We start from the raw sequence: 16,350 nt of genomic DNA, 5'->3' as shown, positions 1-16,350 counted from the left end.
ATAGGTTTATACAAAAAGAACGATTTATTTACTCTAATCGTATATCTTAATATACAAAGGTTCCATACTTACTTGAAATTGTTAGTTTTTTTGAATCTGATGCCTCTACCCTGCCTATAATTTGAGCATTTACACCAAAACTTTTAGAAATTTCAATAATGTCGTTTGCTATTTCCTCAGGTAGATAAAATTCTAATCTATGACCACAATTAAACACCTTATACATCTCCTTCCAATCTGTACCAGACTGTTCTTGAATGAGTTTAAACAATGGCGGCACATCAAATAAATTATCTTTAACTACATGTAATTCATCAATAAAATGAAGAATTTTAGTTTGCGCCCCACCACTACAGTGTATCATTCCGTGAATTTCGTTTGAGCTATATTTTGAAAGTATTTTTTTAACGATTGGTGCATATGTTCTTGTTGGTGAAAGCACCAATTTACCTGCATCGATTGGTGAATTTTCAACCTTATCGGTTAATTTCACATTACCAGAATACACTAAATCTTGAGGCACTTCTGCATCAAAACTTTCAGGAAATTTTTCAGCTAAATAATTCGAAAACACATCATGTCTAGCAGAAGTAAGTCCGTTACTTCCCATACCACCATTATATTCCTTTTCATAGTTAGCTTGACCAAAAGACTCTAAACCAACAATTACATCACCAGCTTTTATATTGGCATTGTCAATAACATCACTCCTTCTTAAACGAGCCGTAACAGTAGAATCTACAATTATAGTCCTTACTAAATCTCCAACATCTGCAGTTTCGCCACCCGTTGAGTGTATAGTAATACCAAACTCACCTAAATCGTTAATCAGTTCTTCTGTACCATTAATTATTGCCGAAAGAACTTCACCCGGAATTTTATTCTTATTCCTACCTATGGTAGAAGAAAGCATAATATTATCAGTAGCCCCAACACAGATTAAATCATCTATATTCATGATCAAAGCATCTTGAGCAATACCTTTCCAAACAGATATATCTCCGGTTTCTTTCCAATACATGTATGCCAAAGAAGATTTGGTTCCAGCTCCATCTGCATGCATTACCAAGCAATACTCTTCATTTCCCGTCAAATAATCAGGAACTATTTTACAAAATGCCTTTGGAAAAAGACCTTTATCAATATTCTTTATAGCATTGTGTACATCTTCCTTTGAGGCAGACACTCCGCGTTGCTGATATCTTTCACTGCTTGATGTGGACATAATTAAAAATTTGTGGCAAAAATAAGGGAATCATTAAAACTGTAACCTTAGAACAGCTTAATATTCCCTCATTTTTTCAATTACTTATTAAGACTTACTCAATAAATAGCAATTCTCGATATTTTGTTAACGGCCATAGATTGTTATCCATGAGCTTTTCTAACTTATCGCTATGCAATCTAATATCAGAAAAATATGGCTTTACATTATAGCAGTAAGCTTCGGCCTTCTTCTTAGTATCTTTTAATGCATTTGCTTTTTTACGTGCATCTGCCATAGCATCCACCATTTTTTTGATACCTACTATGTGCTCTGCAATTTCCTCGATCATGGTCAATTGACCTTCTGAGAATTTCTTATGGGCAGCTCCGTAAATTTCCTTTAGTCCAGATACGTTCTTGATCAACATATTCTGATATTCTAATGCTGAAGGCATTATATACCCATATACCAATTCATTATACACCCTACCCTCAATTTGCACACGTAATATATAATTCTCTAAATCTACTTCTTGGCGAGCGCTTACCTCAATCTTGCTCATTACGTTCATTGACTCAAAAAGTTCAATACTATTTTTTGATGTCAATACTTCAAGAGCTTCTGGGGTATTGCGGTTATTGCTAAGTTTTCTTCTCTTAGCTTCATTTTCCCATTCTGCACTATACCCGTCACCATCAAATCGAATACGTTTAGATGTTTTTATATATTCACGAAGTACATTAAAAACGGCCTCATCCTTTTTCAAGCTTTTCTTATCGACCAATAAATCTACCTCCTTTTTAAAATCTCGTAATTGCTTAGCAACTATAGTATTTAAAATGGTCATTGGCTTGGCACAATTTGTTTTTGCCCCAACGCCGCGCATTTCAAATTTATTTCCGGTAAATGCAAAAGGTGATGTTCTATTACGATCGGTGTTATCCATTAAAATTTCTGGAATCTTACCAACCACATTTAATTTCAATTCCGTTTTTTCCTCTGGAGATAATTTTCCTTTTGAAACACCCTCTAATTCATCTAAAACATTACTTAATTGTGTACCTACGAATATTGAAAATATTGCCGGCGGAGCTTCATTTGCCCCTAAACGATAATCGTTACCTGCCGATGCAATTGAAGAACGTAATAGCTCCTCATAAGTATCAACCGCTTTAATTGTGTTTATAAAAAAAGTTAGAAATTGTAAATTTTTCATTGGCGTAGAACCAGGACTAAGAAGATTAACACCCGTATCTGTTGCCAATGACCAGTTGTTATGCTTGCCAGAACCATTTATACCTGCAAATGGTTTTTCATGAAACAAAACCTTAAAATGATGTTTGTCAGCAATTTTATCCATCACATCCATTAAAAGTAGGTTATGGTCTATTGCTAAGTTTGCTTCCTCAAAAACCGGTGCAAGCTCAAATTGATTAGGAGCAACCTCATTATGTCTGGTTTTAACAGGAATTCCCAACTTGGTACACTCCTTTTCCAAATCGCTCATAAAACTAAGAACGCGACTCGGAATTACTCCAAAATAATGATCATCTAACTGTTGTCCTTTTGCAGGTGTCTCACCAACTAAGGTACGCCCAGTCATCATAATATCTGGTCTAGAATGTGCAAGAGCCTTATCTATCAAAAAATATTCTTGCTCCCATCCTAAAGTTGCATTGACCTTGGATACAGTTTTATCAAAGTACTTTGCAACAGCGGTAGCTGCATCATCAACAGCACTTAAGGCCCTTAATAACGGAGCCTTATTATCTAAAGCCTCTCCCGTATAGGAAACAAAAATAGTAGGTATGCATAAGGTAGTACCATATATAAATGCCGGTGAAGAAGGATCCCATGCGGTATAACCTCTTGCTTCAAAGGTGTTTCTGATACCACCACTTGGAAAACTAGAAGCGTCTGGTTCTTGCTGAACTAATTGTCCGCCACCAAACTTCTCTAAAGCCCTACCATCAGGTAATAGATCAAAAAAGGCATCGTGTTTTTCTGCCGTAGCACCTGTTAATGGCTGAAACCAATGTGTGTAATGTGTAGCACCCATAGTAATGGCCCAACCTTTAATAGCCTCAGCTACTTGATCAGCAATTTTCCTGTCAATTTTAGAACCCGAAACCATTGCACCTTTCAAACTTTCCAATGCATCTTTAGTAAGATATTGCAACATCTTACTTTCATTAAACACATTGATACCGAACAACTCAGACCGCCTACCTTTTTCTTCTATGGCGATACTGGCTCTCTTCTGACTTTCGGCAATTGCAGCAAATCTTGATGACATCATAATATAAATACATTGTTAATTTGACAAAATTACGTTCTATAAATAGAAATATGATAAAATACCCAATAAAAAATAGGGGTAGATAACAAAAAATTTAATTTTTAAAGATTAACCCCCTCAAAAATTCGTACAGATTGATAAAAAACATATTTTTGTTTGTCTTTTATTAAAAAATAACGAACATATTATGGCCAAAATTAAATTAGAATACATCTGGTTAGATGGATACTTTCCAACACAAAACATGCGAAGCAAAACGAAAGTTGAAGAGCATGAAGATTTTAAAGGAACTATTGAAGAGTTAGGTAATTGGTCTTTTGACGGATCTTCTACTAGACAAGCTTCAGGTGGAGCTTCTGATTGTTTATTAGTGCCTGTAGCAATTTACCCTGACCCAGACAGAATCAACGGTTATTTAGTAATGACCGAAGTAATGAATGCCGATGGAACACCTCATGTTTCTAATGGAAGAGCAACAATTGACGATGAGGATGATGATTTCTGGTTCGGTTTTGAGCAAGAGTATTTCATTATGGATACCAAAACTCAATTGCCATTAGGTTTCCCTATTGGAGGATATCCTGCACCACAGGGTATGTACTACTGTTCAGTTGGTGGTCTACATACTCATGGTAGAGATCTAGTTGAAGAACATGCTGATTTATGTATCGAAGCAGGTTTGAACTTTGAGGGAATTAACCAAGAAGTTGCTTCTGGACAATGGGAATTTCAATTGTTTGCAAAAGGCGCTAAAAAAGCAGGTGATGAAATCTGGATTGCAAGATACCTTCTTGACAGATTAACCGAAAAATACGGATACTATATAGAGTACCACCCAAAACCATTAGGAAAAGATATGGATTGGAATGGATCAGGTATGCATGCTAACTTCTCAAATACTGCATTAAGAACTAGTGGTAGCAAAGAAGTTTACGCAGCAATCTGTGAGTCTTTTAGACCATTTGTAAAAGAACATATTGCCGTTTACGGTGAGTTTAACGACCAGCGTTTAACTGGTTTACACGAAACTGCTTCAATAAATGATTTCTCTTGGGGTGTTTCTGACAGAGGTGCATCAATACGTATTCCAATTATTGCTGTTGAAAAAGGTTATAAAGGTTGGTTAGAAGATAGAAGACCAGCTTCTAATGGTGATCCATACAAGATTGCAGCGAGAATTATCAAAACTGTGAAAACAGCTAAGTTTTAATAGCAAATTAATTGTCGATTATACTAAAAACGCCTTGGAAAATATCCAAGGCGTTTTTTATTGGTTTAATTTTTATATTCTTTTAATTATCCGATAGTAACGTATATAAATGCTAAGTATATACTAATTAGCACCAAACCATCTCTCCACCCCAATCGCAATCCTTTTGGTATAAATACTAGAGGTAGAATAAGGAAAGAGATACCTAGCATCCAAAAAATATCATTCGTCAATAGACCTTGATCCATAACGGTGATAGGGGTAATTATAGAAGTAATACCTAAAACCGCTAACAAATTAAAAATGTTGGAACCTATTAGGTTTCCTAAAGATATCGCTTTTTCCTTTTTGATCACTGCAATAATAGATGCCGCCAATTCAGGTATACTAGTCCCTACAGAAACTATAGTAATTGCTATTACACGTTCGCTTACTCCAAATACGGTTGCCATACCAACAGCACCACTAATCAATAATTCAGACCCACCCCAAAGAGCACCACCACCTAATCCTAAAAATAATGCTGTTTTATATGTTGGCAACATCACATCTGGTTCGTCTTCTTCATCTATAACCGCTGGTTTTTGAAAACGGAGTAAGTACACTAAAAACAGAAATAGGAACACTACCATTACAATACCTTCATATTGCTCCAATACACCATCAAAGTAAATAAAGATGAAGAATAGTAAAGAGGCAATCATCATTACAGGCCAATCAGTCGTATAAAAGCTTTTACTGACATCTATAGGACTCAACAAAATAGTTATAGCAAGTACCAAGCCTAAATTGGCAATATTTGACCCCACTACATTTCCTAGTGCCAAATCTGGAAAACCATCTAAAGCAGCATTAATGCTTACAATAAGCTCTGGTGCAGATGTAGCAAAAGATACTACCGTCATTCCTATAACAATTTTTGGGATTTTCAATTTTAAAGATAAATCGACCGCAGCTTTTAACAGCCAATTACCACCGGCTATCAATAAAACTAGCCCCCCCAGAATAAATAAAAAGTTTAGCATTAAATGAATTTGTACAAATATAAATAGAAGAAATCTCTTAGCATATGACAATTGATGTGTTATAAAAACTTAAAACAATTCAATTTTTATGTTACCCAGATACATCTAAAACATCAGATAATTTTTTAGTTAAAGGATGAAACAGTTCTTTTTCTACTATTTTAATGGATTCCGAGCCTACGATTTCTGAAAAGCATCTAAAAACCCGCTACACTTCTTTTCAAATGTAACTCAATCTAATACTTCACTTATAGATTAAAACACTTCTGTAGAGTTATTGTTACAAATTATAATACAACTCATGTTTTTACTTATACAACCATATTCAAATACATTGTTTTAACAAATTACATTTGCAGAAATACAACTAGCATTCTACCTTTCATCAACAAGCAAGAAAAAAAACTTTTAACCAACTAAATCGAACATATGATAGCTTTATTAGAACTTTTAATTTACATGCTCATAAGTATTGTCATTACCCTTATATAATTAAATTATTTTTTCAACAGATACAATACATACAAATACTGCGACTTGATCAATCGCTTTATTATTTATGTATTTTTACCAAAAATTTATCTTGAAAAAATCATTCTATAAACTACTAGCAAAACTTAATAAGGCAATTTTGCCTTCTTTCAGCAAACAACGATTAGATTTAGCCAAGGCAAGTAAATTACAAATGGCACTTATAGGTTGGCGCTATTTTATTACCACTAAAGCATTAGATTAATACTTCATTAAAGATTTTACCGGGTAATCTTCAACCTTAGAAACTCCGTTAAGAAAAATTAGTTCTATCAAAAAGTTGCATTGCACTATTACACCACCTAACCTTTCAATCAATTTACAAGCGGCATTCGCTGTGCCACCAGTTGCTAAAACATCATCGTGCACTAGAACCTTATCCCCCTTCTTTATTGCATCAAAATGTATTTCTAGTGTATCTGTGCCATATTCCAGGTCATAGGTTTCACTTAAAGTTTCTGATGGTAGTTTGCCTGGCTTACGAATTGGTACAAAACCAGCATTTAGCTTTTGTGCTAGTAAAGGACCAAAAATGAATCCCCTGCTTTCCATACCCACAACTTTATCAATTTTTTGCCCTTCTAACAACTCAAATAAAGCACTAGTAGTTTCTTTTAATGCATTTGGGTTTTGCAATAACAACGTTATGTCCTTAAAAATGACTCCCTCTTTAGGGAAATTGGGCACATCTCTAATAAAACTTTTAAAATCCATTTAATATTATCTCCTTAATTTTGTGGTAAATGTAAAAAGAAATATATTTGCACCCCGTTAAGGGAAACAAATAATGGCCTCGTGGCGCAACTGAATAGCGCACTTGATTACGGCTCAAGAGGTTACAGGTTTGAATCCTGTCGAGGTCACAAAAATCTATTGTATAATAGTTAAAGGCGTGTGCAACAGTTAACTAACTGGTATCACACGCCTTTATTTTTTCTATTATGAGCCACTTTTCGACGAGTTTTGACACAGAATTGGACACAAAAAAAATCTTTGTGACAATCAAAACCAAATTTATCCTTAGGGATTACGTAAACCAAAGCGGTAAAAGTCCGCTATATATGTTCATTAGCTCCCCTGGAGACCGCAAAAGACCTAAAACAGAGCTTGAATTCTACCCTAAAGACTGGGACCAGAAAACTGAACGGGTAAAATCTACCGCTCATAATTCCGAGACCTATAATCTTATTCTTGAAAATTTAGAAGCCAAGGTTTCTAAAATTAAAACGGTGTACTTACTAAATGAAAAACCGCTGACAGCCACAAAACTTGCAGAAGAACTAAAAGAGACCACCGAACGTGTAGATTTCAAGATATTCTTTAAAAAACAACTAGCGAAAGAAGCTAAATTATATAGCAAAGGCTATTTGAAACGGATGAATACGGTTCTTAATAAACTTCAGAAGTACCCCCATGAGATAATGTTCTCTGATATTACTCCTGAATTCGAAAACAAGTACAGAATATATCTGGCATCGAAAGGAAATATTTCGACAACCGTTAACTCGAATCTAGCAACAATTAAAAAGTTTCTCTTAAAAGCCCAGAAAGCAGGTATTAAATTACCAATAGAAGCTACAGATGTTAAAGTTGGTAGAACCCACGGCAACCGCATGGACCTAAAACCGCATGAGCTTGAGCGATTTTACAAGTATTATTTTTCTGAATTCATCACAGATGAATGGAAATTGATACTCGGTTACTTTTTATTTTCATGCTTTACCAGTATTAGATGGGGCAATATCATGGATTTAAAACGGCAAGATATTATCGAGCATCGCTTTGTTCGCTTTCACGTAAGCAAAACGAACAATTTACAGACAATTATCATAAATGAAAAGGCACTCAATATTGTTTCTCACCATCCTCAATTGTTCGTGAATGAAATAAGTGATGTTCATATGAACCGAGAAATCAAAAAAATTGCCAAACATTTAGGCTATAACCATAAGATAAGCTTCCATGTTGCCCGACATACTTTTGCTACCAATTTTATTCGCATGAAGGGCGGTTTAATGAAGCTCAAAGAAATTATGGGGCATTCAGATATAAAGACCACCATGATCTACGTACATATTGTAGAACAAGAAGCCAATGAAGACATGGCTTTGATGGATAAACTATTTTAGGCTCTCCAGTTCCAACTCCACTTGAAACACATCTTTACCCGGCAAATTCACCTTATTAAGCGTTTTAATAAGGTGAAAATTGTTGTACATGAACACCTTATCATAAGTGGTAACTCCCTGCATTCGTTGTTTAGCTACATTAAATTGTGTGGTGAACCCTTGTGAACGCAAACGGAACGATAGCCATTTGCTCCAATGATTCTCATAAACAGCAGGTAACATGACATCGGTATCTTCTTGTGCAATATTATCGATACCTGTAGCACCATTATATAACACGGTACAGAAATCGCTCTTACCGTCGTTCACCGCCAATGCCGTGGTAACATCGCCCCTATACACCAATGGCAATGGTATTGCATCTATATCAATTTCGTTGGTCTTATCATCTGTAGTAAAACCTGAAGTCTGTACACCATCGATATCTACGAACAATTGTCCCCTGGTATAATTTTCATTGTCCACATCTTTAAATTGCAACAAAAAAGAATCTCCCTGATCATATCTTCTACGCGGCTCACGCAAATTGAAATTACCGAAATCAATTGCCTCACTGACATTCAATTGAGGTTCTATGTAATTCATATGCACCTCATTACCATAGATGCGGAAATCCATATTCTTCCAATTCTTTACCATTTTCACCAGCTCACCAAACGTTTTATCAGGAACACAATGGGTAAGGTCGAGCTTTTCGGTCGTAATCAATGGTGGAATCAAATCACCGTTCTCATCGTAAATAGCCAATGGTGTAATTGTTAAGTCTACCATATTCAATTGGCGGTCTACCTGATCATTGGTGAATCCGTAATTAATTTGGTTCGATTCTATGATTAACTTATCATTTAAATTATCGACATCGATTACCAGATCCACATATTTTATTTTCTCTGAAAACCCCGACCGCAACAATCCTTCATACGCCCGCCACATCTGAGCATTTTTAAAATATATTTTTGCTTCTGCCTCAGAATCATCTCTACGTAAATAAATATTACCGGTAATTTTATATCTACCTCTTTTCGGAAAAGTATATTCATGCTCGTACCTGCCCAAAGTAGTAGTAATTGAACTAGCACTTAAAAAACCGAAGGTATAACGCTGTTGATACAAGTTTTGGTATTCATCTGTAGTGGTTACATACTCTTCACCCTCTATTCTAGCATTGATATATTCTTCAGCTTCTTTGACGAAAACAATTTTCAACAATTCTGGATCGGTCAATACATCACCCTTCAGTTCATAACCAGCATCTTGAAAACCTGCTATCAATACATGCATGAGATAGGGAAAGGGTATCATGATATTTCTGTTGTAGGTAAGGTCTTCGGCAACATCAAATTCGTTCAATAAAAACACCCCTGCTTTTCTATTGTTGATGATACCTTCAAAACCTAACCACCTATCTTCCTCCGCATTGAAACTATCTGTATGCACTTGTACAAAATTATAGTTGACCGCCGGATAGGTCTGCGTTATAATACCCTCTGCATGGTCAAATAACGATTCGCCAAGCTCTTGCTTCTGTAACGGCAATTCGCTTAGCCTGGTATCCCAATTAGGAAACTCATCCAAGCCGTAGCTAATTTCTATAGTAGCGGTTTTACCTTTTACATCTTTAATCTCCAACACAGCCTCTTCATGACCGCCGTCAATAAAGAAATATCCGTTGTATACAGTCACCGGCGATTCAATATTATAATCTAAAATGCCGCCAAAATAACGATTGATTTCATCGGTTATCTTTAGCTCGAACGGAAAGGTATATTTGGTAAAGAAATCATCTGAAAACCATTGGTTCTCCTCTACCCTATCTATTTGATAACTGGTTAGGTCCAGCATAAAATTATCGTGGATAAACTTTTGCATCATTGTCTGGGTTAATAGTGAATTCTATATCATAAGCATAGGTTGCCTGGTCGCTATCATAATTTGACAGCTTTTTACCTTGTGGTACCAGAGCAATCTTGTAATCGGTATTCGGCAAGAACAGCCACACCCGTTTACTACGCATAAGACTATCGAGCAACACATGGTTGTCCTTTAATATCCAGCCGGTATTCGCTACCAATGGTTGTGATTTATCCGTCTGCAGTATTTCTTTTACGTTCACCAGATTTTTATAAACGTTATTCTCTATACGTTCATATTCCGTTTCAATCGAATACCCGCCCGTAAATTCCAACAGATCCAACTGTTCATGTTCCGTAACCCAAGCGAGATGATACGATTCTTTGTTTTCGGGAAATACATAGAAACGGCGTTCAAAGAATCCTTCATTCTCATTTTCAATTTTCAAGTAGACCAAATCGCCAGGCTTATAGGTATGAAAGCTGAATATCATGCCAAATACACTATCATTAACGGTATCGTGAACTATGTTTCTTTTCAGCACTCCGTTAACATGCACCTCTATATTATGTACACCGCTACGTTTTATAAAGTTTATGATGCCATAACTATTAGGCGTAACACGCACTGGATAATCACTGAGCATAACCCCTGCATCATTGGCAAATTGATTGGGCTTGGTACCTTTTACAAACAAAAGGTTATTGATTTCCTTTGTCTCCACTAAACCGCCATCTGAATAGTTGCGTTGCTCCATTGAGATATCCAAACTTGCAGGTGTATAATAATCAAAAGGTTTATCTACCCTACTTTCTAAATCGGCAGGTATAAACTGTTCAATATCGGTAAGGCTATCCATAATACTATGAATAAATTCCCCCGGATGGAATTCTGCCTGACCGTTAAAAATTGGTATATGCTGCGGATATTCGGTCACCGTTGCCACATCCTTAAAATTATACCAGGTAAGCCCTAGCACGGCACGAAGATACACCCCGGTATTTTTCGTAGCCAAATTAACGAATAGCTGATCTTTGGTAAAGTTAATTTTGTTGGGCTGCAGCTCCGTGAATGAATTTGCCTTGATGGTGTAGGTAACCGGAACAACTACCGTACCTTCATCTGATGTCAGTTTAATTTCACCGGAATACACACCAGGCGAAAAGTTTTCTGAATCTGCAGGGTCTATCAAACCCGAAAAGGAACTGCCCAACACACCCGACACCCTATTGATGGTTAACCAACCCGATATCTCGTACGTGTACGGCAATGGCGAACTGATACGTATTGCCTGAGACGGCGATTCCTCCACGCCTTGAATAGCCTCAAAACTAAAAGAAGATGGCACCACCTTTATTTCTCTACTATCTAACACCGAAACGACCGTTTCCACTATTTTAGTACCATCAAAAGTAACTACCGAAATGGCATAACTCTGATTACGGGCACCGTTGTTCTCAATAGATCGATCTAAACCAACGTTTATCGTTTTTATGCCCGAGCCACTTTTAATATTAATATCTCGCGTACTACGATCAATGAGTCCGCTGCCATTTACAATCAACTCTTTGGCATATTTTATGGTATAATTACCCGTATCGTTTATCACCACCTCTTGGGTTGCCGGCAACGCCTCACCAATAACATGTTCAAAATAAAGCTCAGTAGGTTTCACGTAAACAGCACTAGGTGCTACCACCGTAAGTTCAATGGGTAATACAATTCTATCCATTAACCCCTACTACCTGTACGAGCATCTATGCCCGAAACTTGAAAACCGACATTGGCGCTATACTTACCGGGATCGATCAACTGAAAATTGACAAAAGAAATATTAAGTGTCTGATCTAATGGATTACCACTAATTTGATGCACTGTATTGCCACCAATATCTGCACTAAAAAAAGGAGAAATCAATCCGTTACCTTTACCAATATTGCTTATAACTTCAACCTGATAATCGGAATAATTCGAAAATTTATCATCGGTCTTATAATTTTTAATAATGGTAGCGACATCTATGTCGGCAGGAACCGCCTCACCTTGTGTCCATCTCACATTTACCTTATTTGGACTAAACAGCCACGATTGGTTGTATAGCACCGTACTGCCCGGATTAAATATTTGATCATAGTTATGCACCATTGGCGGTGTACCAATTGCCAAATCTCCCGATGGTTGATAATACGTTAACAGGTTTGCTGGTATTTCATCTCGCTCTTGCATTTCTATACCATAACGCACCTCTCTATTTAAAACAGTGGTAATCAACCATATTTCTATATATACATTACCGGTAAGCACTACCTGAATTACTTCTTTATAGGCGATAATACCTGAAGGAGACAACAAACTTGACAACCTACCCACCAAAAAAGCATACATATCTTCATCTGTAGTTACAAAAGAAATATTTCTAATATTCTTATTTTCGGTGGGCACTTGCAAATATGAAGCCGCTGCACCAGATAACACAAAAGCTTCGTTTGTTGTAACCAAACCAAATTTAACTTGCAACGCTTCTATTATCTTATTACAAGCAGTTGTAGCCGCTGCAGATTCAAAAATTGAATTATTATATGCGTTATACCCCATTACTTTTTGTTTTTATTTCTGAGTTTGTTGTAATCGTTTATATCTTCCTGTAAATCTTTGGCGGTACGGAAACTACGTACCAAGAACGCCTCAATACCTTCTCTCTGAATCCTGTCCAACACCTCATTGGTACGTGCCAATGTTGCCATTAGCATTACATCGTTGCTACCAGAAGACGATGCCTGAGATCCTTCATTTTGATAATACCCACCTTCATACCCTTTTACACGGGCGATTTCTCTGTACAATGAATTTTTAAATTCTGGATTGAAATTTTTGAACGCCCTACCGTCGATAATCATTTCCGGGAAATCTTTACCGCCCTCACCTGCCAAGAAATATTTTGGCTGGTCTACCAACTGGGTAGAAGGCTTGCCACCGTAACCGGCATTGAATACTTTACCATCTTGTTCACGTTGCACGGGCATATTGCCATAATACCCCATTTCATAGCCTTTAGCGGGTAACGGTGTAGCAGCTACCATACCCGCCTGTAAGAGTCCGAGTCCGCCAACGAACGCCGTCATAAGACCTGCAGAAATACCAAAATCGAATTTCGGTACCTGTGCCCATATACCCATAATAGCAGCTGCGGTATTGATCGCAATATTCGCCAGAGCCTGCACCTTGTTTCTTTTCGCCTGTTGATATTCTGCCTCTGCCCTACGAGCCTCAGTTTCCTGTTCTATAGCACGTACACTTTCATTATACTGGCGTTGGTTTACATAGCCCGATTCTAGATTACGCTCTAGGGCATCTTTCTTTTTTTGCTGTGCCTTTTCGAAATTGGCAAGCTCTATCTGTGTTTTGTTATTTACAAAATCGTTATACTGTCCAAAGGCATTGCTCATTGCTGTAGCAACCACAACTGCAGCCTGCATTTTTTCGTTAACGGTATCGAGACTATCAAAGGTTTCGCTCCATTGTTGGGGCGTAAAGCCAAATATATCGGTACTTTCAAAACTTTGCGCCAACGAATTACGGCATCAACATCACTTTCAGAGCCTGCACTGGGTTTACCCAGCGCTGCCTTGGCAACTCCAATTTCAGAAAGCTTTAAGATAAGGTCATCGGCAAGCGACTCAAACACCTGTATTTGCTCAGGCGTCAACAAATCTAGATTTACACCGCCAAAATAACCACTATCCTTAATCTCATCGACAATGCGCAAGAGCTCTTGCAACTGCTTTTCTTCTTCGACCAGCTCTCGCTTGTTGTAATCTTCTTGAAGGGCAAGTTTCTTTTTCTCGTTATCGCCCAAGGCGGCAAGCTGTTGGTTGTGCTGTACCAATCGCAATTGCTTTTCGCGCTCATAGCCATCGCCCAGTTTTTCAATACGATCCTGTATGCCGTTCTCTACAATGGTACCAACCTTTAGGTTGTTGATTTCGTTCTGTACGGCAATCTGCCTATTGATTTCGGCATTGACCTCTGTAGCGCCTGCGGTCCCTGTCTGTTTTTGCGACTGCAGATCGGCAATTTTACGCTCATGGGCAATACGCTGTAGCTCCAGTTCTTTTAAATAGCTATCTGATATGAGTTCAAGACGAGCATCTTCTGTCTCGCGCTGAAAATCAAGTAATGACTTTCGGGCTTCTTTTTGGGCAGGTGTACCACCTGAGGGTGTTTTAAACTTATCGCCATTATCCAACCCGCCTGCATTGAACGTGCCTAATAACGGACCCGCTGCAGCTTCATCTCCGTTATTGGTCTTGAAGAGGTTATCTACATCGGCTTCAGAGAAATTAAGTTCTTTTAATTGTACCAAGAATTCGGCAACACGTTCTTTCTGTGTTTCGATATCATCGGATAATTTGATATAAGCAGTAGAAACTTTATTGAGTTCTTGTACTTCTGGCAACCCTCTTTGAAAATCATCTTGAGGAACGGTAGTGCCGAACGGTGCCAATGCTTTTCTAGCCAACCTGGTTCTACCTTCTAATGTAGGCTGCAATGCTTTTTGTCTTTGCTCTAAAAGTTTAATCTCATCTTGAGCACCTTTTAAACGACTGGCAATGGTAGCGGCATCTTCATCTGCAGCAAAGCGCTTTAATTTTATCTGTTCCCGTACCGCCTCGGTATTTAAGGTAAGCGCACCTGTCTCTTTATCGATGGCAATAACCGAATCGCCCAGGTTATCGGACAATATCAAGGTAATTTCGTCCAATCTTTTCTTCGATTCGGTGGTGGGGTCCACACCTTCATCCATCAAAGCTTCATACTCTTCTAATAAATCGGAACTAGATTCAGCCAATGCCCTGTTCGCCTTGGTATTCTCAAAAAGCTGTTTGCTTTCTTTATCAAAAGCTTCGTTCAAATCATCGGCAATACCTAATAAATCAGCAAGGCTCATGATGAGACCTTTCACGCCCCCAACTATGGGACCGCTAACAAAAATACCCATGAAATATTTCTGCAACTTATCTAAGGTAGCGGCAAAATTGGTATTCTTAATATTGTATTCATTAACGAGCGAAGTACCCTCGCGCATAGCATCGTTACTAAGGTTTAGCAAACCCCTGAACCTATCTGTATTACTGGACAGGGCACCCAACACTTTATTGGCACCGTCTGCCTGTACGCCCAAATAATTAAGGTCTCGGCGGTATCGGTAGCGTTCATACCATCTAGCCCCTCTGCAAATTTGATCATGAACTCCAACGGGTCATCGTTAATGAGTCTTGCCACTTCATCTGCAGTAATACCCATTACCTCGCCAAACTTTTCGGTATTGGTAGCCGCTTGGTTCAAGAGAATACTATAGGCACGCCCGGCAATTTCCGCTTGAATACCGCTTTCCTCAAAACCTGCACCCAATGCCAGCGCATCTGCAATGCTCGGTTTTAGCGCATCTGGCAACGAACCTACACGGGTAGCAAAATTGGCAATATTACTCTCTGTAGCCACACCATTTGCACCAAGCTCATTAATGGCACTACCTATGGCATTGTAAGCTTCATCGACACTTTGTTCTTTGTCTCCTTGAACAGCACTTTAGTTTACCGAGTTTGAAGCCGTTTCTTCTACCCACCAGGGAAAGAATCGCCCAAAGCAACAACCGCTTTATCCATAACTTCGACAAAATCTTCAATTTCATCTTTGGCGATACCGATACGACCACCCTCTTCGGCAATCTTTAATTTGTTGATACGACTGGTACGGCTATCCAAAGCCCAAAGGACTTGGTAAGTTCGTCTACTTCTTCTTTGTTAAGCCCCGTAGTTTTTTGCACATCTGACTGGGCATCTGACAGTTTACCGTTGATGCTATCAACTTTTGCATACTGAATACCAAACGGTAACCGTAGCAATGGCAGATGCACCAAGTGCAGCGTATTTATTGAAGCCGTTGGCGAGACTGCCCAAAGAGAACTGAGATGCCTTGCTTTGATTACGAAGCTCAGATAATCTGGTATTGACCGCCCCTAATTCAGTATTGAACTTTTTAAATTGAGCGGAGCCCGGCACCATGTTATGCAACTGCAACCGAAGTTCTGCAGCTTT

The 16,350-nt window shown here is 38.0% G+C and carries 15 protein-coding genes and 1 tRNA gene; 4 read left to right on the top strand and 12 right to left on the bottom strand.

Annotated features, from left to right (window positions below; genetic code table 11):
- Positions 1–46 precede the first annotated feature (46 nt).
- Together P178_RS0100080 and P178_RS0100075 are read right to left on the bottom strand one after the other, a co-directional pair.
- Positions 47–1,225: an AIR synthase related protein gene (locus P178_RS0100080; RefSeq protein WP_027064311.1), complete on the bottom strand. Its 1,179-nt coding sequence runs from the start codon at positions 1,223–1,225 to the stop codon at positions 47–49.
- Between the two features lie 94 nt (positions 1,226–1,319).
- On the bottom strand, positions 1,320–3,506 hold the full coding sequence (locus tag P178_RS0100075; protein ID WP_027064310.1) for a glutamine synthetase III: 2,187 nt from the start codon (positions 3,504–3,506) through the stop codon (positions 1,320–1,322).
- 187 nt (positions 3,507–3,693) lie between these two features.
- Between P178_RS0100075 and P178_RS0100070 the strand changes: the two genes are divergently transcribed.
- Positions 3,694–4,716, top strand: coding sequence for a glutamine synthetase beta-grasp domain-containing protein (locus P178_RS0100070; protein WP_027064309.1), 1,023 nt, complete (start codon positions 3,694–3,696; stop codon positions 4,714–4,716).
- An 86-nt stretch (positions 4,717–4,802) separates the two neighbouring features.
- Here the strand turns inward: P178_RS0100070 and P178_RS0100065 are convergent, their stop codons facing one another.
- Complete coding sequence (locus P178_RS0100065) at positions 4,803–5,741, bottom strand: calcium/sodium antiporter (RefSeq protein WP_027064308.1); 939 nt, start codon at positions 5,739–5,741, stop codon at positions 4,803–4,805.
- 583 nt (positions 5,742–6,324) lie between these two features.
- On the opposite strand from P178_RS0100065, the gene P178_RS0100060 reads away from it, so the two are divergent.
- Positions 6,325–6,477 carry a hypothetical protein gene (locus P178_RS0100060; protein WP_027064307.1) on the top strand — a complete coding sequence of 51 codons (153 nt, stop codon included), beginning with the start codon at positions 6,325–6,327 and terminating at the stop codon, positions 6,475–6,477.
- On the opposite strand, the gene P178_RS0100055 is transcribed toward P178_RS0100060, so the two are convergent.
- Positions 6,474–6,986, bottom strand: a complete 513-nt coding sequence (locus tag P178_RS0100055; RefSeq protein ID WP_027064306.1) for an adenine phosphoribosyltransferase — start codon at positions 6,984–6,986, stop codon at positions 6,474–6,476. The genes P178_RS0100060 and P178_RS0100055 overlap by 4 nt on opposite strands.
- A 75-nt stretch (positions 6,987–7,061) precedes the next feature.
- Here P178_RS0100055 and P178_RS0100050 point away from each other — a divergent pair.
- Together P178_RS0100050 and P178_RS0100045 are read left to right on the top strand one after the other, a co-directional pair.
- Positions 7,062–7,135: transfer RNA gene (locus P178_RS0100050), tRNA-Arg, on the top strand.
- Positions 7,136–7,267: 132 nt separating this feature from the next.
- Positions 7,268–8,401, top strand: coding sequence for a tyrosine-type recombinase/integrase (locus tag P178_RS0100045; protein WP_197026765.1), 1,134 nt, complete (start codon positions 7,268–7,270; stop codon positions 8,399–8,401).
- Here P178_RS0100045 and P178_RS0100040 read toward each other — a convergent pair.
- From P178_RS0100040 to P178_RS23335, 8 genes are all read right to left on the bottom strand, one after another.
- Positions 8,393–10,270 (bottom strand): hypothetical protein, encoded by a 1,878-nt coding sequence (locus tag P178_RS0100040; RefSeq protein WP_197026764.1) that lies wholly within the window; start codon positions 10,268–10,270, stop codon positions 8,393–8,395. The two genes, P178_RS0100045 and P178_RS0100040, sit on opposite strands and share 9 nt — an antisense overlap.
- Complete coding sequence (locus P178_RS0100035) at positions 10,248–11,984, bottom strand: BACON domain-containing protein (protein ID WP_027064303.1); 1,737 nt, start codon at positions 11,982–11,984, stop codon at positions 10,248–10,250. The genes P178_RS0100040 and P178_RS0100035 overlap by 23 nt, the downstream gene beginning before the upstream one ends.
- Entirely contained in the window at positions 11,984–12,847 is an 864-nt protein-coding gene (locus P178_RS0100030; protein ID WP_027064302.1) for a hypothetical protein, read from the bottom strand. The genes P178_RS0100035 and P178_RS0100030 overlap by 1 nt, the downstream gene beginning before the upstream one ends.
- The gene (locus tag P178_RS0100025; RefSeq protein ID WP_027064301.1) at positions 12,847–13,728 is read right to left on the bottom strand and encodes a hypothetical protein; all 882 of its coding nucleotides are present in this window, start codon (positions 13,726–13,728) and stop codon (positions 12,847–12,849) included. The genes P178_RS0100030 and P178_RS0100025 overlap by 1 nt, the downstream gene beginning before the upstream one ends.
- The gene (locus tag P178_RS0100020) at positions 13,695–15,434 is read right to left on the bottom strand and encodes a hypothetical protein (protein ID WP_155941549.1); all 1,740 of its coding nucleotides are present in this window, start codon (positions 15,432–15,434) and stop codon (positions 13,695–13,697) included. Before P178_RS0100020 ends, P178_RS0100025 begins: the two co-directional genes overlap by 34 nt.
- Positions 15,356–15,790 (bottom strand): phage tail tape measure protein, encoded by a 435-nt coding sequence (locus tag P178_RS0100015; protein WP_081819365.1) that lies wholly within the window; start codon positions 15,788–15,790, stop codon positions 15,356–15,358. Before P178_RS0100015 ends, P178_RS0100020 begins: the two co-directional genes overlap by 79 nt.
- 80 nt (positions 15,791–15,870) lie before the next feature.
- Complete coding sequence (locus tag P178_RS23085; protein WP_155941548.1) at positions 15,871–16,017, bottom strand: hypothetical protein; 147 nt, start codon at positions 16,015–16,017, stop codon at positions 15,871–15,873.
- Between the two features lie 99 nt (positions 16,018–16,116).
- A partial coding sequence (locus P178_RS23335; protein ID WP_036145380.1) for a hypothetical protein occupies positions 16,117–16,350 on the bottom strand: 234 nt, incomplete at its 5' end.

The sequence above is a fragment of the Maribacter sp. Hel_I_7 genome (genome assembly GCF_000688315.1).
Classification (GTDB): domain Bacteria; phylum Bacteroidota; class Bacteroidia; order Flavobacteriales; family Flavobacteriaceae; genus Maribacter; species Maribacter stanieri.
Note: the sequence above shows the minus strand (reverse complement) of the source record. Positions and strands in the feature narration are given on the sequence as shown.